This is a genomic window from Pedobacter changchengzhani, from assembly GCF_004354365.1.
GTDB lineage: Bacteria > Bacteroidota > Bacteroidia > Sphingobacteriales > Sphingobacteriaceae > Pedobacter > Pedobacter changchengzhani.
This window is the reverse complement of record NZ_SJCY01000001.1, coordinates 486228-503172: the sequence shown is the minus strand read 5'-3', so window position 1 is coordinate 503172 and position 16945 is coordinate 486228. Positions and strand designations below refer to the sequence as shown.

The window sequence follows — 16945 nt, the reverse complement described above, 5'->3', positions numbered from 1 at the left end:
GTGTTACAAAATTAAGCAAAAATCCGATCAGATTGCGAAATACAACACGGCGAAAAATATTAACTGCGCCACAAACATGGTTGTACCGATGTATTTCTGCTGTTTAATCCCTAATGCATAATAAAATTTCAATAAGATGACGGAGACGATAAACCAAGCCAGAAAATTTTGAGCCGGAATGTCACGATAATCCCACAACCAGTAATTAAATTTCATGGCTACGGGTTCTAAAAAGAAATCTAAACCGATTAAACAAAGTCCGCCAATAAGAGATGCTACAATCGTATTTCTAATTTTAAACGCCTTCATCATTTGGCCGACACTAAAAATTAAAATCACCCAATTTACGCCCATTAACAACGGCACCGCTGCAATTTTGTATCCTAATGTATCGCCATAGTAATAACTACCGAAAATTTTACCTGTGTGTACGCCCAACACCTCAACCAAATAGCCACAAATAAAAACGCCTGTAACAAACAAAGCAAATCTTTTAATATCAGCATTATAAGAAAAAATGATTACCGCAAACATCAATAACAAATGGTATGGCACTAATTTAGTAAAGTAAGGTTGTGCAACCGGAATTAGAAACCCAAGTAAACCTACCGAATGAAAAATAATAATAATTGCAACCGAGAGTTGCTTAATTTTTAAATCGTTTTGATCTGTCTGCCCTTCCATGTGCCTATTTTAAAAATATATTTTACTATTGAAATTAACGAAATGATTAAAAAGAAAAACATTTGTAATGGATGCAAAATTAAATTCATTAAAACTTTTTGCCCCGATAAATACGAAATCATTATTCTACTTAAAAATATAAGTGTAAAAGGTAATGCCAATAGCGTAAATTTATAATTTAGCAATAACATTACTGGCCCTACCACTACTAAAAGCTGGTAAAATAGCAATATTATGATGTTATTTCCAAAACCTGCAAGTAAATTTTTACTAAAGCCTTGCAAACTCTCGTTCAGGTTTTTATACATTCTGCAATAAATCAACCCATTACCGAGCAAGGCTTCGGCATTAAATTTTTCTTGCTTAACCAACTTCATAATCTCAACATCTTCCACAACCTTGCTTTTCACGCGCTCATGCCAATTATTCGTCAAATAATTTTTAGCATTAAAAAACATACATTGTCCGCTTGCCGCAGCAAAAGCTGGATTATTAGATAACCTAACCAAGCGTAGAGGCAACAGATTTAGTAGGATGAAGTGCATCAATGGAACTGCCAATTTTTCGCCAATAGTTTTCATTACTTGATTGGTAAAAATACTGAGCAAAGCTAAATCGCCTGATTCAAAACGATTAATTAAGCTATTTATAAAGGCTTTTTCGATAGTTTCATCTGCATCGAGAAACAAAAAATATTTCCCGGTAGCGAGTTGGGCAAGTTGGTGACAAGCAAAATTTTTACCTAACCAACCGCTTGGTAATTCCTTACCTTTTACAACACTAAATTGGGGGTTCGATAAAGCAAAATTTTGCACTAGCTTAAATGTATCGTCCGTACTATTATCATCTAAAACAAATACCTCATACTTAATATAATCTTGTTTTTGTATGGAAATGAGCAGTTGAAGAATGTTCTCTTCTTCGTTTCGAGCTGGAATTAAAATGGAGACTAAATCGCTGTAATGCTTAACAGTTTTCGGTAATTTTGGATTAGAAAGAAAATTAAATACAGTTACAGAAAACCGAATGACTAAAAAAATTAAAATTGCGTAGATATAAATCGTCATTCTTCGAGTTTTGTTTGTTTCGAAACAGCTTGCTCATAATGCTTATTGTAAGCACTCTTTAATAACTGCAAACTCACATATTCTTCAGTTTCCCATTTTTGCAAATAGGTGTTGGCGGTAGGTTTTCGCTTTGCAAAATAATCGATCAAAGTTGTCGAAAAAATTATATCGATTTTTTTAGTACTTGCTTTAATCATTTGCATTACGCCTTTTTCAAAAGTTATGCCCTTAACATGATTAGAATATAATTTCCCTTGCGGAAAAACAAGCACTAAATTATTGGCATCATCTAAAAGTTTACCGGCATAACTCAGCATATCAATGATATCTTTGCCTTTATGTTCGGCCGCAAACGCCCCTACATATTTTAAAAACCCTACTTTTTTAAAATTTTCTTCATTTACTAAAACATGAAAATTCTTTTTAAATAACTTTTTATTGATGTAGAAAATAAAAAATCCATCCCACCAACTAAAATGATTTGCCAGAATTAGAATTGAAGCATCTTGATTGGGCTTTAAATTATTGTAATTGAATGCATCAAAATCCTTATCAATTAGGTACTGAATATACCAACAGAAAAAGCGGTAAATTAACTTATTTTTTCGTGGATGATACATGCTGGGAAATTGCAAAAATTTGCGGGAAATTGCAAATGTAAAGTTTGGGTAGGATTTTGTTAGATAAACAAAAAATTGCTATTACCAATTTAAGTGGTGTTTTATAACGAAAAGCATATTTCTAAACTTCAAAAGATAGTTTTATCGCGATGTAATCGCTGTCTTCAAACATCATCGTTACAAACGAGGGCGATACATAGAAATAGGAAAGACACATTCGTAATACGCATAACATTAGCTCAAATAAACCCGATCTTCCTCACCTGCAACATCAACAATAACATCCACATGTTCCTTTAAAATAGTTGAAAGTTCTACGCCCACAAAATCTGTCGCTATCGGGAAAATTTTATGGCTTCTATCTACCAAAACCACCGTTCGGATTTTTTTGTGCGGTGTATTTAAGAAAACACCCAATCCATATGCTAAAGTTTTACCACTATTTAAAACATCATCAACAATGATAATCACTTTATTTTTCCAATGGCTTTCATCTAAATCCGTTTTGGCAATCAACTTACTGCTTTCGCGTTCTAAATCTATGCGCAACATTGTAATTTTGAAATCGGCAATTTCTTTTAAAACCTTTTCAAGTCGCAAAGCAATTTTATAGCCTCTATCCCAAATACCAGCAAGTACAACTTCTTTCTCATTTAAGTTATCTTCCAAAATTTGGTAGGCAATACGATCTATCTTTTGTTGTATTTGCTTTTTATTTAAAATAAGTAATTGAGATGTAGCCATTTTCATAAAGCGGGTTTATATACAAAAAGAACGATTTTAAGCATAAAATTCAAACAATTTCAATTAATTGTAAAAATTCGAGTTAGCTTTAATCATTTTTGTATGGATAGTAAATAAAATTTGCACCTTCTGGCACAATAACAAATACGCACATAAAATTTTCTGGCTTTTTATACGCTCGTAAAAAAGGTTCTCTTTTTTCTTTACTAATAATGCCTTTTTCAACAAACTCTTCTACAGTAGAAGCTTGGATAGTCCAATCGGTGCCCAGCTCTTCTTTATTTAGAATTACTTCGCCAATACTCACTTCGTGTTGATGCGCAATAAAAATTGGGTTTTTTGAAATCCCTTCTACCATAATTTCAATCGACACTTCTTTTATCGCATCGGCATAAAATTCTAAATCTTTTTCTAAACTAACCAGCGGACTTTCCTTTTTCTTTTGCGGCTCTCCGCTATCTTCTGGCGTTGCGCTTAATAATTCTTCTCTATCCATTTAACAAATAATTTGAGGTTGAGGTTAAGACTGAGGTTTAAATGCATTGTCCAACCCGATCCATTAATCATCCACTCTTTTAAATTTTATCTAATATTTTAACCTTCAAGATCTTAACCTCAGTCTCGGTCTCAACCTTAACCTCAACCTCAGTCTCAACCTCAGTCTCAATCTTAACCTCAATCTCGGTCTCAACCTCAGTCTTAACCCTTCAACCTTAATAAAACTACATTTTCTACGTGTTGCGTATGCGGAAACATATCTACTGGTTTAATCCTTGCGACATCGTATTTATCTTTTAATAATTCTAAATCTCTTGCTTGCGTAGCGGCGTTACAGCTTACATACACAATCTTTTCGGCTTCCATTTCCAGCAAACGCTGTACAACATCGGCGTGCATACCAGCTCTTGGTGGATCGGTAATTACAACATCAGGCTTACCGTGGGTTGCAATAAACTCCGAAGTTAAAATATCCTTCATATCACCAGCATAAAACTGGGTGTTGCTAATTCCATTTAATTCCGAATTGAATTTTGCATCTTCAATAGCCGTTGGCACATATTCTACACCAATCACTTGCTTAACGTTTTTAGCAATAAAATTTGCTATTGTTCCTGCGCCAGTGTATAAATCGTAAACCAGTTCATCGCCTTTAAAATCGGCAAAATCTCTGGTTATTTTATACAATTCGAAAGCTTGATCGGAGTTGGTTTGATAAAAAGATTTCGCTCCTATTTTAAAACGGATGCCGTCCATCTCTTCGAAAATATGATCTCTACCAGCGAAAGTGATTACTTCCTGATCAAAAATAGTATCGTTTTTCTTTTGGTTAACGATATAAAGCAAAGCATTTACTTGCGGAAATTCAGCCTTCAGAAAATTCATCAAACCATCAACCTGCTCTTGCTCCGGATAAGCGAATACAACTACAATCATCACTTCGCCGGTAGATGAAGTACGGATGATTAGATTGCGTAAAGCGCCTTCGTGATTGCGTAAATCGTAAAACGAGATGTTATTTTCAGTTGCATAATTACGCACTGCGTTTCTGATTGAGTTTGAAGGCTCTTCTTGCAGATAGCAATGATCTATATCTAAAATTTTATCAAAACGCAATGGAACATGGAAGCCTAAAGCGTTCATATCAAATTCCTCATCTCGCTCCATATCGATTTTCTCTAACCAACGCTTATTAGAAAAAGTAAACTCTAATTTATTGCGGTAATATCTATTTTTAACCGAACCTAAAATTGGCTCAATACCCGAAGTATCTATTTTGCCAAGGCGCTGTAATGCAGCCTCAACATTTTTTTGCTTAAATTTTAGTTGGGCTTCGTAACTCATGTGTTGCCACTTGCAACCGCCACAAGTACCAAAATGCGGACAAAATGGCTCTACCCGTAAATCAGATTTCTCATGCAATGTATCAATTATTGCCTCTGCGAAATTCTTCTTTTTTTTCATCAACCGAACATCCACTACATCACCCGGCACAGCCTTATCAACAAAAATGACTAATTCATCGGCTTTGCCAACGCCCTTACCTTCTTCTGCAATATCGATTATATGTACGTTTGGAATTATAGTGATAACGCCTGGTTTTTTTCTACTCATTATTTGGCAAATATAAGGCTAAAAGCGGAAAGACCAAAGCAGAAAGACTAAAGACCAAAGCAGAAAGCTTAAAGACTAAAGAGCAAAGATTAAGCGCAAAGCTTGAAGCAGAAAGACTAAAGACCAAAGCTTGAAGCAGAAAGACCAAAGCTTAAAGACTAAAGACCAAAGTAAAAAGGCCAAAATTAAGAAGTAACGAACAAATATTGACGCTAAAAAAAAGCGCCATACTTTTAAAAGCTCCTTTGGGGTTTGGAGAAAAAACATTGCGCAAACGCAACACGCGAACAATGAAATTGCTCGCAGTTAAAAATTTAGATTGAAAAAATTATTTACCAAAGAATTTAAGTGCTGTAGCCCAAAAACCATCTACCCAATTAAAACTTAGATCAAACTTTTCATCTACCTCTACTGAAAATGCTAATATTTCTTTACTCATGACAAAAAAACCTCTCTATTTTAACAATAATACAAATTTTGAACCAAAAACCAAAATGGTATTTTAAAATTTACGATGAGAAAACAAATGAAGAAATTTAGATTTCGATTAACTTTTTGGGTGCAATACTCAACAATAGGTTGTTAATCGATTTTCAACTAAGGCGTTAATCTTAATTTTTATAATTGATTAAATTAACAATCACCTTAATCATCATTTCTTTTTCGACCGGATCACTCTCTGCAATTAACAATGTTAACGCAACCAGTGCATTATCGGCGATACGTTTATTTCCATTTTCATTGTATAAAAGTTTATTCCTTTCTAAGAACCAAACAAATAGAAAAGCTGCAATGCGTTTGTTCCCATCAGAAAAAGAATGATTTTTTACAACGAAATATAAAAGATGCGCAGCTTTTTCTTCTAAACTTGGATATAATTCTTCCGCATCAAAAGTTTGATAAATTGTATTTAACGAGCCTTTAAAAGAATCATCCTTTTCATTTCCAAAAAGTTTACTTCCACCAAATTTAACTCTCAAATCATTTATTGCATCAATAGCAGCATCATAATCAATTCTAAAATCTCCTTTTAAATCAGATACTGTGTATTCTAATTGCTGGTGATCGTAACGATCTAAAATATCTAACGCATAAACATAATCTGTAAGGATTTTAAACGTACTTTTCAGTTCTTCTTCTCCAAGCAATTGATTATTTTGAACATTGCCAACCAGTTTAATGGCTTGTTTCAATTCATCAAATTGCTTCGTTTTTTCTGTTAATAATTTATTATTTAATGCATAACCTTTAAGCAAATAATCTTTTAAAATTTGATTTGCCCAAATGCGAAATTTTGTGCCTTCTTTTGATTTCACACGATAACCGACTGAAATTATAACATCTAAAGCATAAAACTCTACCAGATAAATTTTACCATCGCTGGCAGTTGTCGCATTTTTTGCGACAACTGAATCTCTAACCAATTCACCCTCTCTAAAAATATTGTTTATATGCTTAGAAATCGTTTTATAATCTCTGTCAAACAATAACGCCATCTGTTGCTGGGTTAACCAAATTTTATCTCCTTCTAATTTTACATCAATCGAAGGAAGACCTTCGTCTGTTTTGTAGATGATAATTTCGCCTTTATTCATTACGTTAAGTTAAATAATATTTAGTTTGATATCACAAATCAGATGTAATAATCTAAAGCTGTTTGTAATTTATTTTTCAAAGAATCTCTTAAAACCATTGGCTCGATAACCTCTACATGTTCCCCGTAAGAAAGAAGTTCCATTTCAAAATCGAATGTAATGTACATTTCTAGTTGGATTAAAAGTTCATCGCCGGTATCTTTCAAAATCACCTGACTTGCATGCAAAGGCATTGACTTAATGTATTTGGCTTGTTGTTCATCAAACAATAAAATTATCGTTTGTATCGGCTGTTCCCCATCTCGACTGATTATACCGAAACTATTTTTAAAATAATTTTCTGGGTGATGATTTTCAGGGAGAATAAATTTTTTCTTGGTTACATCCGAGTTCGTTATTCTGTCTAACCCATAAGTTCTAATGGCTTGTTTTGCAATGTCTTTTGCGATTAAATACCAACGGTTATTAAATTCTTTAAGTAAATAAGGCTCAACCTTGCGTATTGATGGCGTTTTATCCCAATAAGTTTGATAAGAAAGATTTACTTCTTTTTGATTCTTAATTGCATTTAACAAAGGGAGAAAATATTCCATTCCAGCTGATTTCCTATTCTCAAATTGTAAGTATTTAGATAATTCGATACTTAAATTTAACGCATTAAATGTATCAAAGGCTTCGAGCATTCTATTGTTGTGCTCGTTATTTTGGTTATCCTGAATATAATACTTCTTTGTAGAAAAATCGTATGCTATCGAAATACCCTGAACCACGCGAATACTTGCAATGTCTCTCTCAAAAGTTTTTTTGCAGGTTATTAAGTTATATCCGAAAATTTCAGATTCTAGTTCTAAATAACTTTCTATCTCTTTAAGCGTTGCAGGAAATTTCTTTAGCTTTTTTACAATCGCACTTTGGCGAAGCTGAATTTTAATGTGAGCCATAATTTAAGTTTTTATAAAGATAAAGATAGGCTACGACATAATATGTCGGACATGAAAATTACCTTTGAAAAAGAAAATAAATTTACGTTATGAGGCAGTTAAAACCAAAAACCCACATTCATCCGAAAGATTTGGATTTGGATGAACTTATAAAAATAGCTTCAGCAAAAGAATTGAGTTATGAAGAGGAAAAAGAATTGTTCGATCAAATTAAAAACGGAGATAACAGTAAAATTGAAAAACTAATCGCTAGCGAAGAGCTTATGATTTTAAAATTAATAAAAATGCTTGGGGTTACCAAAGAACAACAGGTATCCTGTACTGAAAAAGCCAAAATTTCCCTTTCCAAATTATTGAAAAGGGAAATTAACAGCGAACTAAGTCCGAAATATTTTAAGTTTAGGGCTTGGGTGGTTAGGCAAGGGATTTTGGAAAATTTGAAAAGTTCATAATTTTCTAAAATTTAATATAAATTACTTAGATCAAATCTTTAAGCCATTGCATTGTTTTTGGATCTTTCAACGTCAGAAATTCGTTGCATTTTGTAGGGCTAAAATAATTACTTGGGTGTTGAACAAAATACAAATTGGTTTCCTCCTTATCCTTTTGAGATAATTCTATATGAATTGATTTACCTCGCCCAAAAGAAAATTCCTTCCAACCCTTTACTTCCAGAGTGTAATCATTACAGTATTTCACACCTGCACCATAATGATTTCCAGCTAATATTCCCAGAAAAATGCATGTTGTTGGCTTCAAAACTTCAATCAATTCGTAAAAATTTTTCCATCCTAATTCAAAATCTCCCTGTCTTGGCCTACCGTTTTTAGAATCCATAGGCTTTTGAATAAAATTATAAAAGCTAATATTATTCCAAAACTTCATCTTTTGTTCTTCAGTTAAATCTGCAGCGCCAAAAATCATTCTATGAATGTTATCAAAAAATGGAGATTTATGTCTATTTCCTTTTAAGGCCATATCATTGACAATCGCTCTTGTAATATTTTTATCTTCATATGAAATTTTATCTTCCAAATCATTAAAATAATGACTTTCTCCAATAAATAATACCCTGTTTTCTGTTGTTGCATTTAAATATTCGCTTCCTACCCAAGGCATCCATGTTAGTTCCTCAAGTTCCTTTAATGATTTGTCTAATTCTTCCGTATTCATAAGATTTTAATTTAAATACTTGCCTACTCTAATCGGTTTTCGGCTAAATCCGTTTCACTAATATATACTATTAAAAGATAATTTTACTAAAACATATTTCAATAAACATTGCTAAAACATTCTTTGTTAATGAATATTTAAATTTCTTAAAAGATTTAAATGTTGCACATATTCTATTTTAGAATTAGACATAATCGTAAATAGCCAAGCCAACTTATCTATATATTTAATATCGATACCTTCAAACTCCAGCATTTCTGGAATAACACTACTAAAGCAAACAATGTGAACATTTTTTCGTGCTTTTAAATCTATATATTCATTCAACTGATAATCAGAATAAATAATAACTGATATAACAATTTCGCCGTTCGACACTTCTATTGAATGCTCTCTAGGAATAATTTTCAAATCAGTATAATGTCTAAAACCGACCAAATATGCGAGCGATTCGGCAAATTCTGGCTTGTACAAAAGAGATAGAAGAAAGTTATTTGGTAAATGTGGGAAATGAAGATTCATACTGCTTTAATTTTTTAAAAAATCATTTAAATAGTGTCAGATTTTATGCAATGAAAAGTACGTTTATACTCAATATCAGCGCATAATTAAAATGCTATCAGATTATCAGAGTCACTCACGCTGGGTTCATGATCTAATTTTAATCCGTGTGAAACAGATTATTTACTAATTACGCCAATCAACTCATCGATCATTTTATCTACATCTCGAAGCTTCGCAACCATTTCGTAATATTCGCATTTAACACACAACTCCTTTAAGTGCGTTATTCTTCTTTTCTCTGCCAAGAAGCTGTTATTCATAATTTGTAAATTTTCACTTATATTTTCTTTTAGATTAATTAAAATCGGCTTTGGTACTTCCATAAATTGCATAGTTTAAATACTTGCACAAATATAAACTCATACTACGACAAAATATGTCGTAGTTAAAAAATATTTTTATTTTCCTATTTTCGCACATGCCAAAAGCAATAATTATTGGAGCCGGGATTGCCGGGATTGCATCTGCAATACGAATGGCAGTAAAAGGTTATGAAGTTGAAGTAATTGAAGCAAATACACACGCGGGAGGTAAACTTGCAGAAATTGAAATGAATGGTTTTAGGTTTGATGCCGGGCCAAGTTTATTTACCATGCCACAATATGTTGATGAACTTTTCACGTTGGCAGGAAAAAACCCGAAAGATTATTTCGAATACCAAAAACTTAATGAAATTTGCAACTATTTTTATGAGGATGGATTACGCTTAACCGCCTATGCGGATGTAAAAAAATTTGCTGCGGAAATTGATTCGAAAACTGAATCTTCGGCAAAAGAAATCCATCGGTTTTTGCAAAAGAGCAAAACCATTTATGATGTAACCAATCAGGTTTTTTTACAGCGAACACTTCATAAAGTTAAAAGCTATTTACACTGGGATACGGTAAAATCAGTTTTTAGGTTTGGCCAAATTGACGCTTTTAGAACGCAAGCCAAAGCAAACGAAAGTTTTTTTACAGATAATAGAGTTACACAGCTTTTTAATAGATATGCAACCTATAATGGTTCAAACCCCTATCAAGCACCTGCAACGTTAAATGTAATTCCGCATTTCGAATATGAATTTGGTGCTTTTTTACCTAATGGAGGAATGTACAGCATTACCAAATCTTTAGTTAAACTTGCTGAAGATTTAGGCGTAAACTTTACTTTCAACACGAAAGTTGATGAAATTGTATATAAGGCGGAAGGCAGAGGGTGGCAGGCAGAAGGTGTTAAAATCGGTGGGCAAATTCAAAAAGCAGACATCGTAATTTCTAACCTTGATATATGGTTCACTTATAAAAATTTACTTAAAGAGATTCCAGCCCCGAAAAAATTGTTAAACCAAGAGCGAAGCAGTTCTGCACTCATTTTTTATTGGGGTGTAAAGGGAACTTTTGAAGAATTAGATTTACACAATATTTTATTCGCAGCCGATTACAAAGCAGAATTTGATGCGATTTGGAACGAAAAAACAATTTATAACGATCCAACAGTTTACATTAACATTACATCTAAATACCTAAAGGAAGATGCCCCAACAGGCTGCGAAAATTGGTTTGTGATGATTAATGTTCCAGCAAATATTGGCCAGAATTGGGATAAGCTTATTGCAGAAGCAAAAGCTCAAATTATAAATAAAATTAATAAAGCTTTAAAAATAGATCTAACCGAACACATTATTTGTGAAAAGATTTTAGATCCAAGAAGTCTCGAAATTAAAACCGGTTCTTACCAAGGTTCACTTTATGGAAATAGCGCTAACAATCAATTTTCTGCTTTTTTAAGACATCCCAACTTTACTTCAAAAATTAAGAATTTGTATTTCTGCGGTGGCAGTGTTCATCCTGGTGGAGGTATTCCGTTGGCATTACTTTCTGCAAAAATTATTGACGAAAACCTGAAGATTCCAAAATCTTAAAATAGTAGCTTTATTAAAATAAAAATTATGAATTTCCACACACGCAAATGGATAAAACCCGAAGATTTAAACCCAAATGGCGGTTTATTTGGTGGTAATCTTTTAAAATGGATTGATGAAGAGGCAGCGATTTATGCCATTGTTCAGCTCGAAAACCCAAAAGTAGTGACCAAGTATATGTCGGAAATTAATTTTGTAAGTTCTGGCAAGTTAGGCGATATTATAGAAATGGGTATTACAGCAATCTCATTCGGCACAACTTCTATTACCATGTGCTGCGAAGTTAGGAACAAAATTACCCGAAAAAGTATTTTAACAATCGATAAAATTGTATTTGTAAACATCAACGATTATGGTGAACCTTCGCCACATGGAAAAACTGAAATAAAATTTATAGAACAGCAATTTGAGCAAGAAAAGGAATAGTATTATTATTGGTTTTTTGGATGATTAGTTTTTGGATTTTTGGACAGGTTGCCTAGAGAAAACAAAGTCATCCGTTTGGAACCAAAAAAACTAACCAACCAACCTACTTTCGAGCGTTTCAACGTCTAAATCAAAGGCATCAACAATAACCCTTGCCTTTTTATAAAACGGATTGCGCTCCTCAAGTTTTACTTTAATAAATGCTAATAATTGCGCATCATCCATACCTGCAATTAACGGTCGTTTTTCTCTTTTTTGCAATCTAGAAACCAATTGAGCCGGTTCCATGTCTAAATAAACAGTCTTGCCATTTGCATTCATCCAATCCATATTATCGAAAAAACAAGGCAAACCACCGCCTGTAGCAATTACACAATTTTCAGGATAATCGAAATTTTTAAGCAACTCGCTTTCATAATTTCTGAAACCATCTTCCCCGTATTCGGAAAAATATTCGGAAATTGTTTTTCCTGTTTCAGCAACAATTTCTGCATCTAAATCAATTAAGCTACAGCCTAACTTATTAGCCAACTGTTTTGCTTTGGTGCTTTTACCGCAACCCATATAGCCCACTAAAAAAACCTTCATTCCTGTATAATTTTTTACGAGTTTAAATTTTGTATCTGTACAGATTGGAAAAACCTTTTAGGCATTTTAGTTCGCGAAGTATTTTTTAGAAAGTTCATCAAAACTTGGCACGGTATGGAAATGCCATTTATTAACAACCACGCCATTTTTCATTAGTAAAACTCCAGGATTAGCCCTTACCATACTTTTAAGCGGAACCGCATCGGCATAAAAAATCTCAGCAAATAAGTTGTATTGTTTTACAAATGCAGCAGCATCTACAGCAGAGTATGAAGTAAGTAACACGCTCCTAATATTAAATTGCTGTGTTGCATTCATTGCCAGTGCATTCAATTTACCAATCGCATTTTCATTCGTATCGTGCAAGTTATAGGCTACAAAAACCAAATTGTAGTAAGGGTTTTCTATAATTTCCTTTGTATAATCGGTACCCGAAGCATCGGTAATAATTAAGTCTCTAATTTTTGGTTCAAAACCCTTTTTGATAAGCTTTCTTCCAGGGTCACCAATAATTTCCCAATTGGCATCTTTCCAAATTTCCGTCTTCAAATATTCTTTGTCTGTCATGTCTTTTTCAGCCTTAGTTTGTTTATTTTTAAGGTGATACATGATTTGGTATTCATCTGGCTTCTCCCCCGGTGGAATAACCATTAACGAAGGGATATTTGCGCCAATTTTATATGGCAAGAAATCCATTATCGGCAAAAAATTATAGGTAAATAACCCAAATGCTAAAGATGCAACAGTGATTACAGTTGCAATACCCAATTGAGTAGATTTTTTTGTAACAAGTGGTTGGATTAAATCCTTTTTTATAAAAATATAAACGATTAGGACTAATAAGATTAAATCTTTCCCGAACGATTGCCATGGTGTGAGCGGAATGGCATCACCAAAGCAACCACAACTGGCCACCACTTTAAACGCTGCAGATACGAAAGTTAACAGCGTAAAAAAGATAATTAAAAGCAATAAACCCCAAGCAACTTTTTTACCCCAAAAGCCTAGAAGTAAAAAAGCCCCTAATACAATTTCTAAAGTGCAAAGTAAAACTGCAATTCCTGTTGCGGCGCCACTTAAAAAATCTAAATGGAAAACTTCAAAATATTCTTGTAATTTATAGCCAAATCCTAGCGGATCATTTGCTTTAATTAAACCAGAGAAAATAAAAAGTAAACCAACAAAAATTCGGGAAAAGCTAAGGAACTTATTTTTCATGTACATGTAAAATGATGCAAAAAATCTATTTGATTTATAAATTGCTTATTTAACGCCTAATTTAATTAATGCAAAAACTGAATAATTTAACATGTCTTGATAATTTGCCTTTACGCCTTCTGATGCCAATGTTTGTCCTTCATTATCTTCAATCTGCTTCACTCTAAAAATCTTCATCAAAATTAAATCTGTTAACGAACTGATGCGCATATCTCTCCACGCTTCGCCGTAATCATGGTTTTTAGCAAACATCAAATCTTTGGTTTCTCTAATTTTCTCTTCAAACAACGATTCAACTTTATCAAACGGCAGTTCGTTAGCATCTTGTTCTGTAAATTCTAACTGCATCATGGCAATAACACAGTAATTTATTATACCAATATATTCTGAAGTAATATTTTCGCCAACTTTATTCACTTTCTTATCTTCAAGTGTACGAATTCGCTGTGCTTTAATAAAGATCTGATCAGTTATGGACCTCAATCTCAAAATCCGCCAAGCTGTGCCATAGTCTTTAGTCTTTTTTAAGAATAAAGATCTGCAAACAGCGATCACCTCATCAAATTCTAAACTCGTATTTGTTTGTATCAAGGCCATTAATTATTTAGTATTTAATGTATTTTTGTTTGTTGAACACAAAAAGCTAAAGATACATTTTTATTTGAAACCCAAATCCCGATAGGCCTAATTATGGCAGAAATTAACTTTTTTGAAGCTAAGCATACCTTAAATATAAAAGGAAAACTGGTAGATTTAAGTATGCCTAAAGTTATGGCTATACTAAACTTAACGCCTGATTCTTTTTACAGCGATAGCCGAACAAAATCTATTGATGAAGCATTAACCAAAACTGAACAATTTTTAAAAGAAGGTGCTACTTTTATTGATATTGGAGGATATTCTACAAGGCCGGGTGCCGATGATGTTGCTGTGGGTGAAGAATTAAAAAGGATTTTACCAATTGTCGAAAACATTGCGCTTAAATTCCCGGAAGCAATTATTTCAGTTGATACTTTTAGAGCTGAAGTTGCCGAGCAAGGAATTAAAGCGGGCGCGCATTTAATAAACGATATATCGGCAGGCACTTTGGATGAAGCCATGTTCGAAACCGTAGGAAATTTACAAGTTCCGTATATTATGATGCATATACAGGGCACGCCAAAAACGATGCAACAAAATCCTGTGTATGATGATGTTTTAGTGGATGTTATAGATTTTTTAGCGCAGAGACTGGCTCTATTGAAAACATTTAATGTACACGATGTAATTTTAGATCCTGGGTTTGGCTTTGGTAAAACGTTGGAACACAATTTTACACTGCTTAATCGTTTAGCAGATTTAAAGTTATTTGATCTACCGCTTGTAGTCGGATTTTCTCGTAAGGGCATGGTATATAAAACATTAGAAACTACAGCCGACAATGCCTTAAACGGAACAACAGTACTAAATACGATTGCACTTACAAAAGGTGCTAAAATTTTAAGGGTACACGATGTAAAAGAGGCTATGGAAGTTGTAAAGTTGGTTGGTAGTTTGGTTGGTTAGTTGGTTAGTTTTTTGGTTTTTTAGTTGGTTAGTCAGATGGTGCCAAATGGATTTCGTCGCTTAATTTAACAACAAAGCTTTAGTCTAATTTAACAACAAAGCTTTAGTCTAATTTAATAACATCGCTGTTTTCTGAGTTGAAAATTGTAAACCGAAAACGCTTTCGCTATCTTGCCCTTGATGAAAGGTTTTGATTTCGATTTCTTAAAAGTATCGCCCACGGATATTGTTGATATACTTTTGGTAGCCCTATTAATTTATTACGTTTATACGCTAATACGCAACACCCTGGCCGTAAATTTATTGGTGGGTATGTTCGTAATTTCGCTATTTTATTGGGCTGTGAAAATGCTCCACATGGAGTTGCTTACTACAATTATCGATAAATTTATGAGCGTTGGCATTATTGCGCTTATCATTATTTTTCAGCAAGAAATTAGGCGTTTTTTATTGCTAATTGGCAAAAATACCTTTTTACAAAAAAACAAAGCTTGGTGGGGTTATTTATTCGGTCGAAAAGAGATTGAACGCAACAACATGGCGCGCATAAAACCAATAATTGATGCTTGCAAAAGCATGAAAAAAACCCGCACTGGAGCGCTTATTGTGTTCGTTAAATTTTATGATGAACAGTATTTTGCAAATAGTTGCGAGGCGGTTGATGCAAAAATCTCCAAACGTTTATTAGAAAGTATTTTCCAAAAATATAGTCCGTTGCATGATGGAGCTGTGGTTATAGCAGAAAATAAAATAAAAAGTGCCAGTTGTATTTTGCCTTTAACGGATAACGATCAATTGCCTTCTCAATTTGGTTTAAGACACAGGGCCGGAATTGGCGTTTCTGAAAATACCGATGCTGTTGCTGTAATTATATCAGAAGAAACTGGCGAAATCTCTTACGCAAAACAAGGTAGGGTGAGGATGAATGTTTCTTTTGGAGAACTTGAAAAACTTTTAAATAAGGATTTTTAGGAAGAAGAAGGAACAAAGATTAAAGAGCAAAGACATACTTTCTAAAAATTAAGCGCTCAAATTCAACGTTCTGAATGCCAAAATGGAAGAATTCTTATCCTATTCGTTAGGTAAAAACTAGTAAACGCTGTCATCGCAACTTTGGAGGAATCTTCCTCCAATAACTTGAATAAACAGGTCTTTAGCGATGCTTCAAATAGCAAATTCAAAATACTCACTTCAATAAAAAGGAGCAAAGATTAAAAACACGAGGTCTTTAATCTTTGCTCCTTTATCTTTATCTAACAAAAAAGATTAGCAATACTGCTCAAATGCACCAATTAAATTATCGGCAATCATCTGCGCTGGTCTGCCTTCAATTTGGTGACGTTCTATCATGTGCACCAATTTACCATCTTTAAACAAAGCCATTGCTGGCGATGACGGTGGAAAAGGCATCATATAATTTCTAACTTGATCAACTGCTTCTTTTTCCATTCCGGCGAAAACAGTAACCAACTTATTAGGGTGTTTTTCGTGTGCGGCTGCGGCTCTGGCTGCAGGACGAGCATTTGCAGCGGCACAACCACATACAGAGTTTACAACCACTAAAACAGTTCCTTCGCTTTTTATAGCATCATCAACTTCCTGTGCACTTTTTAATTCTTCAAAACCCACGTTAGTTAATTCCTTACGCATTGGCTCTACTAAATATTCTGGATACATTTTGATTGGTTTTATCTAATAATTTAATAACTACAAAAATAAGAAAATCGAATGGCTTAAGGCCATTCGATTTATATTTTCAAGGTAA

At 33.5% G+C, this 16945-nt stretch carries 21 protein-coding genes; 5 read left to right on the top strand and 16 right to left on the bottom strand.

The features are described from left to right. Positions 1-27 precede the first annotated feature (27 nt). From EZJ43_RS02230 to EZJ43_RS02190, 9 genes are all read right to left on the bottom strand, one after another. A complete protein-coding gene (locus tag EZJ43_RS02230) occupies positions 28-684 on the bottom strand; it encodes a carotenoid biosynthesis protein (protein WP_133261022.1) in 657 nt (218 codons plus the stop codon). Next, on the bottom strand, positions 654-1751 hold the full coding sequence (locus EZJ43_RS02225) for a glycosyltransferase (RefSeq protein ID WP_133261021.1): 1098 nt from the start codon (positions 1749-1751) through the stop codon (positions 654-656). The genes EZJ43_RS02230 and EZJ43_RS02225 overlap by 31 nt, the downstream gene beginning before the upstream one ends. Continuing rightward, positions 1748-2371, bottom strand: a complete 624-nt coding sequence (locus EZJ43_RS02220) for a 1-acyl-sn-glycerol-3-phosphate acyltransferase (RefSeq protein ID WP_133261020.1) — start codon at positions 2369-2371, stop codon at positions 1748-1750. The genes EZJ43_RS02225 and EZJ43_RS02220 overlap by 4 nt, the downstream gene beginning before the upstream one ends. A gap of 234 nt (positions 2372-2605) precedes the next feature. Then, on the bottom strand, positions 2606-3115 hold the full coding sequence (locus EZJ43_RS02215) for a phosphoribosyltransferase family protein (RefSeq protein ID WP_133261150.1): 510 nt from the start codon (positions 3113-3115) through the stop codon (positions 2606-2608). An 88-nt stretch (positions 3116-3203) separates the two neighbouring features. Next, positions 3204-3611, bottom strand: a complete 408-nt coding sequence (locus tag EZJ43_RS02210) for a hypothetical protein (protein ID WP_133261019.1) — start codon at positions 3609-3611, stop codon at positions 3204-3206. Between the two features lie 203 nt (positions 3612-3814). Continuing rightward, positions 3815-5227: a 23S rRNA (uracil(1939)-C(5))-methyltransferase RlmD gene (gene rlmD / locus EZJ43_RS02205; protein ID WP_133261018.1), complete on the bottom strand. Its 1413-nt coding sequence runs from the start codon at positions 5225-5227 to the stop codon at positions 3815-3817. Between the two features lie 328 nt (positions 5228-5555). Further along, entirely contained in the window at positions 5556-5666 is a 111-nt protein-coding gene (locus EZJ43_RS02200; protein ID WP_133261017.1) for a phenylalanyl-tRNA synthetase subunit alpha, read from the bottom strand. A gap of 172 nt (positions 5667-5838) precedes the next feature. Further along, complete coding sequence (gene rhuM / locus EZJ43_RS02195; protein ID WP_133261016.1) at positions 5839-6822, bottom strand: virulence protein RhuM/Fic/DOC family protein; 984 nt, start codon at positions 6820-6822, stop codon at positions 5839-5841. Positions 6823-6860: 38 nt separating this feature from the next. After that, complete coding sequence (locus EZJ43_RS02190; RefSeq protein WP_133261015.1) at positions 6861-7763, bottom strand: helix-turn-helix transcriptional regulator; 903 nt, start codon at positions 7761-7763, stop codon at positions 6861-6863. Positions 7764-7852: 89 nt separating this feature from the next. Between EZJ43_RS02190 and EZJ43_RS02185 the strand changes: the two genes are divergently transcribed. Beyond that, positions 7853-8215: a hypothetical protein gene (locus EZJ43_RS02185; RefSeq protein ID WP_133261014.1), complete on the top strand. Its 363-nt coding sequence runs from the start codon at positions 7853-7855 to the stop codon at positions 8213-8215. Positions 8216-8240: 25 nt separating this feature from the next. Here the strand turns inward: EZJ43_RS02185 and EZJ43_RS02180 are convergent, their stop codons facing one another. The 3 genes from EZJ43_RS02180 to EZJ43_RS02170 all read right to left on the bottom strand — a co-directional run bounded on the left by EZJ43_RS02180 (position 8241) and on the right by EZJ43_RS02170 (position 9823). Further along, positions 8241-8936: a hypothetical protein gene (locus EZJ43_RS02180; RefSeq protein ID WP_133261013.1), complete on the bottom strand. Its 696-nt coding sequence runs from the start codon at positions 8934-8936 to the stop codon at positions 8241-8243. 126 nt (positions 8937-9062) lie between these two features. Further along, positions 9063-9458, bottom strand: coding sequence for a hypothetical protein (locus tag EZJ43_RS02175; RefSeq protein WP_133261012.1), 396 nt, complete (start codon positions 9456-9458; stop codon positions 9063-9065). A gap of 158 nt (positions 9459-9616) precedes the next feature. After that, positions 9617-9823 (bottom strand): hypothetical protein, encoded by a 207-nt coding sequence (locus EZJ43_RS02170; protein ID WP_133261011.1) that lies wholly within the window; start codon positions 9821-9823, stop codon positions 9617-9619. Between the two features lie 95 nt (positions 9824-9918). On the opposite strand from EZJ43_RS02170, the gene crtD reads away from it, so the two are divergent. Together crtD and EZJ43_RS02160 are read left to right on the top strand one after the other, a co-directional pair. Beyond that, on the top strand, positions 9919-11403 hold the full coding sequence (gene crtD / locus EZJ43_RS02165; RefSeq protein ID WP_133261010.1) for a 1-hydroxycarotenoid 3,4-desaturase CrtD: 1485 nt from the start codon (positions 9919-9921) through the stop codon (positions 11401-11403). Positions 11404-11430: 27 nt separating this feature from the next. Continuing rightward, positions 11431-11829, top strand: a complete 399-nt coding sequence (locus EZJ43_RS02160; RefSeq protein WP_133261009.1) for an acyl-CoA thioesterase — start codon at positions 11431-11433, stop codon at positions 11827-11829. A gap of 90 nt (positions 11830-11919) precedes the next feature. Here EZJ43_RS02160 and EZJ43_RS02155 read toward each other — a convergent pair whose 3' ends face one another. From EZJ43_RS02155 to EZJ43_RS02145, 3 genes are all read right to left on the bottom strand, one after another. Next, positions 11920-12417 carry a shikimate kinase gene (locus tag EZJ43_RS02155; RefSeq protein WP_133261008.1) on the bottom strand — a complete coding sequence of 166 codons (498 nt, stop codon included), beginning with the start codon at positions 12415-12417 and terminating at the stop codon, positions 11920-11922. Positions 12418-12483: 66 nt separating this feature from the next. Next, positions 12484-13635, bottom strand: a complete 1152-nt coding sequence (locus tag EZJ43_RS02150; protein WP_133261007.1) for a BT_3928 family protein — start codon at positions 13633-13635, stop codon at positions 12484-12486. Between the two features lie 45 nt (positions 13636-13680). After that, complete coding sequence (locus EZJ43_RS02145) at positions 13681-14232, bottom strand: DUF1599 domain-containing protein (RefSeq protein ID WP_133261006.1); 552 nt, start codon at positions 14230-14232, stop codon at positions 13681-13683. A 93-nt stretch (positions 14233-14325) separates the two neighbouring features. Here EZJ43_RS02145 and folP point away from each other — a divergent pair, with 93 nt between their 5' ends. Beyond that, on the top strand, positions 14326-15180 hold the full coding sequence (gene folP / locus EZJ43_RS02140; RefSeq protein WP_133261005.1) for a dihydropteroate synthase: 855 nt from the start codon (positions 14326-14328) through the stop codon (positions 15178-15180). A gap of 180 nt (positions 15181-15360) precedes the next feature. Next, positions 15361-16152 carry a diadenylate cyclase CdaA gene (gene cdaA / locus EZJ43_RS02135; protein ID WP_133261004.1) on the top strand — a complete coding sequence of 264 codons (792 nt, stop codon included), beginning with the start codon at positions 15361-15363 and terminating at the stop codon, positions 16150-16152. Between the two features lie 294 nt (positions 16153-16446). On the opposite strand, the gene EZJ43_RS02130 is transcribed toward cdaA, so the two are convergent. After that, positions 16447-16857 (bottom strand): BrxA/BrxB family bacilliredoxin, encoded by a 411-nt coding sequence (locus tag EZJ43_RS02130; RefSeq protein ID WP_133261003.1) that lies wholly within the window; start codon positions 16855-16857, stop codon positions 16447-16449. Between the last annotated feature and the right edge of the window lie 88 nt (positions 16858-16945).

Excerpts from the sequence above, each read along its gene's own strand:
- EZJ43_RS02155 (WP_133261008.1), bottom strand. The coding sequence starts at position 12,417 with ATGAAGGTTTTTTTAGTGGGCTATATGGGTTGCGGTAAAAGCACCAAA.
- EZJ43_RS02180 (WP_133261013.1), bottom strand. The coding sequence starts at position 8,936 with ATGAATACGGAAGAATTAGACAAATCATTAAAGGAACTTGAGGAACTA.
- EZJ43_RS02175 (WP_133261012.1), bottom strand. The coding sequence starts at position 9,458 with ATGAATCTTCATTTCCCACATTTACCAAATAACTTTCTTCTATCTCTT.
- EZJ43_RS02215 (WP_133261150.1), bottom strand. The coding sequence starts at position 3,115 with ATGGCTACATCTCAATTACTTATTTTAAATAAAAAGCAAATACAACAA.
- EZJ43_RS02230 (WP_133261022.1), bottom strand. The coding sequence starts at position 684 with ATGGAAGGGCAGACAGATCAAAACGATTTAAAAATTAAGCAACTCTCG.
- rlmD (WP_133261018.1), bottom strand. The coding sequence starts at position 5,227 with ATGAGTAGAAAAAAACCAGGCGTTATCACTATAATTCCAAACGTACAT.
- EZJ43_RS02160 (WP_133261009.1), top strand. The coding sequence starts at position 11,431 with ATGAATTTCCACACACGCAAATGGATAAAACCCGAAGATTTAAACCCA.
- EZJ43_RS02185 (WP_133261014.1), top strand. The coding sequence starts at position 7,853 with ATGAGGCAGTTAAAACCAAAAACCCACATTCATCCGAAAGATTTGGAT.
- EZJ43_RS02150 (WP_133261007.1), bottom strand. The coding sequence starts at position 13,635 with ATGAAAAATAAGTTCCTTAGCTTTTCCCGAATTTTTGTTGGTTTACTT.
- EZJ43_RS02190 (WP_133261015.1), bottom strand. The coding sequence starts at position 7,763 with ATGGCTCACATTAAAATTCAGCTTCGCCAAAGTGCGATTGTAAAAAAG.
- EZJ43_RS02225 (WP_133261021.1), bottom strand. The coding sequence starts at position 1,751 with ATGACGATTTATATCTACGCAATTTTAATTTTTTTAGTCATTCGGTTT.
- crtD (WP_133261010.1), top strand. The coding sequence starts at position 9,919 with ATGCCAAAAGCAATAATTATTGGAGCCGGGATTGCCGGGATTGCATCT.
- EZJ43_RS02170 (WP_133261011.1), bottom strand. The coding sequence starts at position 9,823 with ATGGAAGTACCAAAGCCGATTTTAATTAATCTAAAAGAAAATATAAGT.
- EZJ43_RS02210 (WP_133261019.1), bottom strand. The coding sequence starts at position 3,611 with ATGGATAGAGAAGAATTATTAAGCGCAACGCCAGAAGATAGCGGAGAG.
- EZJ43_RS02220 (WP_133261020.1), bottom strand. The coding sequence starts at position 2,371 with ATGTATCATCCACGAAAAAATAAGTTAATTTACCGCTTTTTCTGTTGG.
- EZJ43_RS02200 (WP_133261017.1), bottom strand. The coding sequence starts at position 5,666 with ATGAGTAAAGAAATATTAGCATTTTCAGTAGAGGTAGATGAAAAGTTT.
- rhuM (WP_133261016.1), bottom strand. The coding sequence starts at position 6,822 with ATGAATAAAGGCGAAATTATCATCTACAAAACAGACGAAGGTCTTCCT.
- folP (WP_133261005.1), top strand. The coding sequence starts at position 14,326 with ATGGCAGAAATTAACTTTTTTGAAGCTAAGCATACCTTAAATATAAAA.
- EZJ43_RS02130 (WP_133261003.1), bottom strand. The coding sequence starts at position 16,857 with ATGTATCCAGAATATTTAGTAGAGCCAATGCGTAAGGAATTAACTAAC.
- EZJ43_RS02145 (WP_133261006.1), bottom strand. The coding sequence starts at position 14,232 with ATGGCCTTGATACAAACAAATACGAGTTTAGAATTTGATGAGGTGATC.
- cdaA (WP_133261004.1), top strand. The coding sequence starts at position 15,361 with ATGAAAGGTTTTGATTTCGATTTCTTAAAAGTATCGCCCACGGATATT.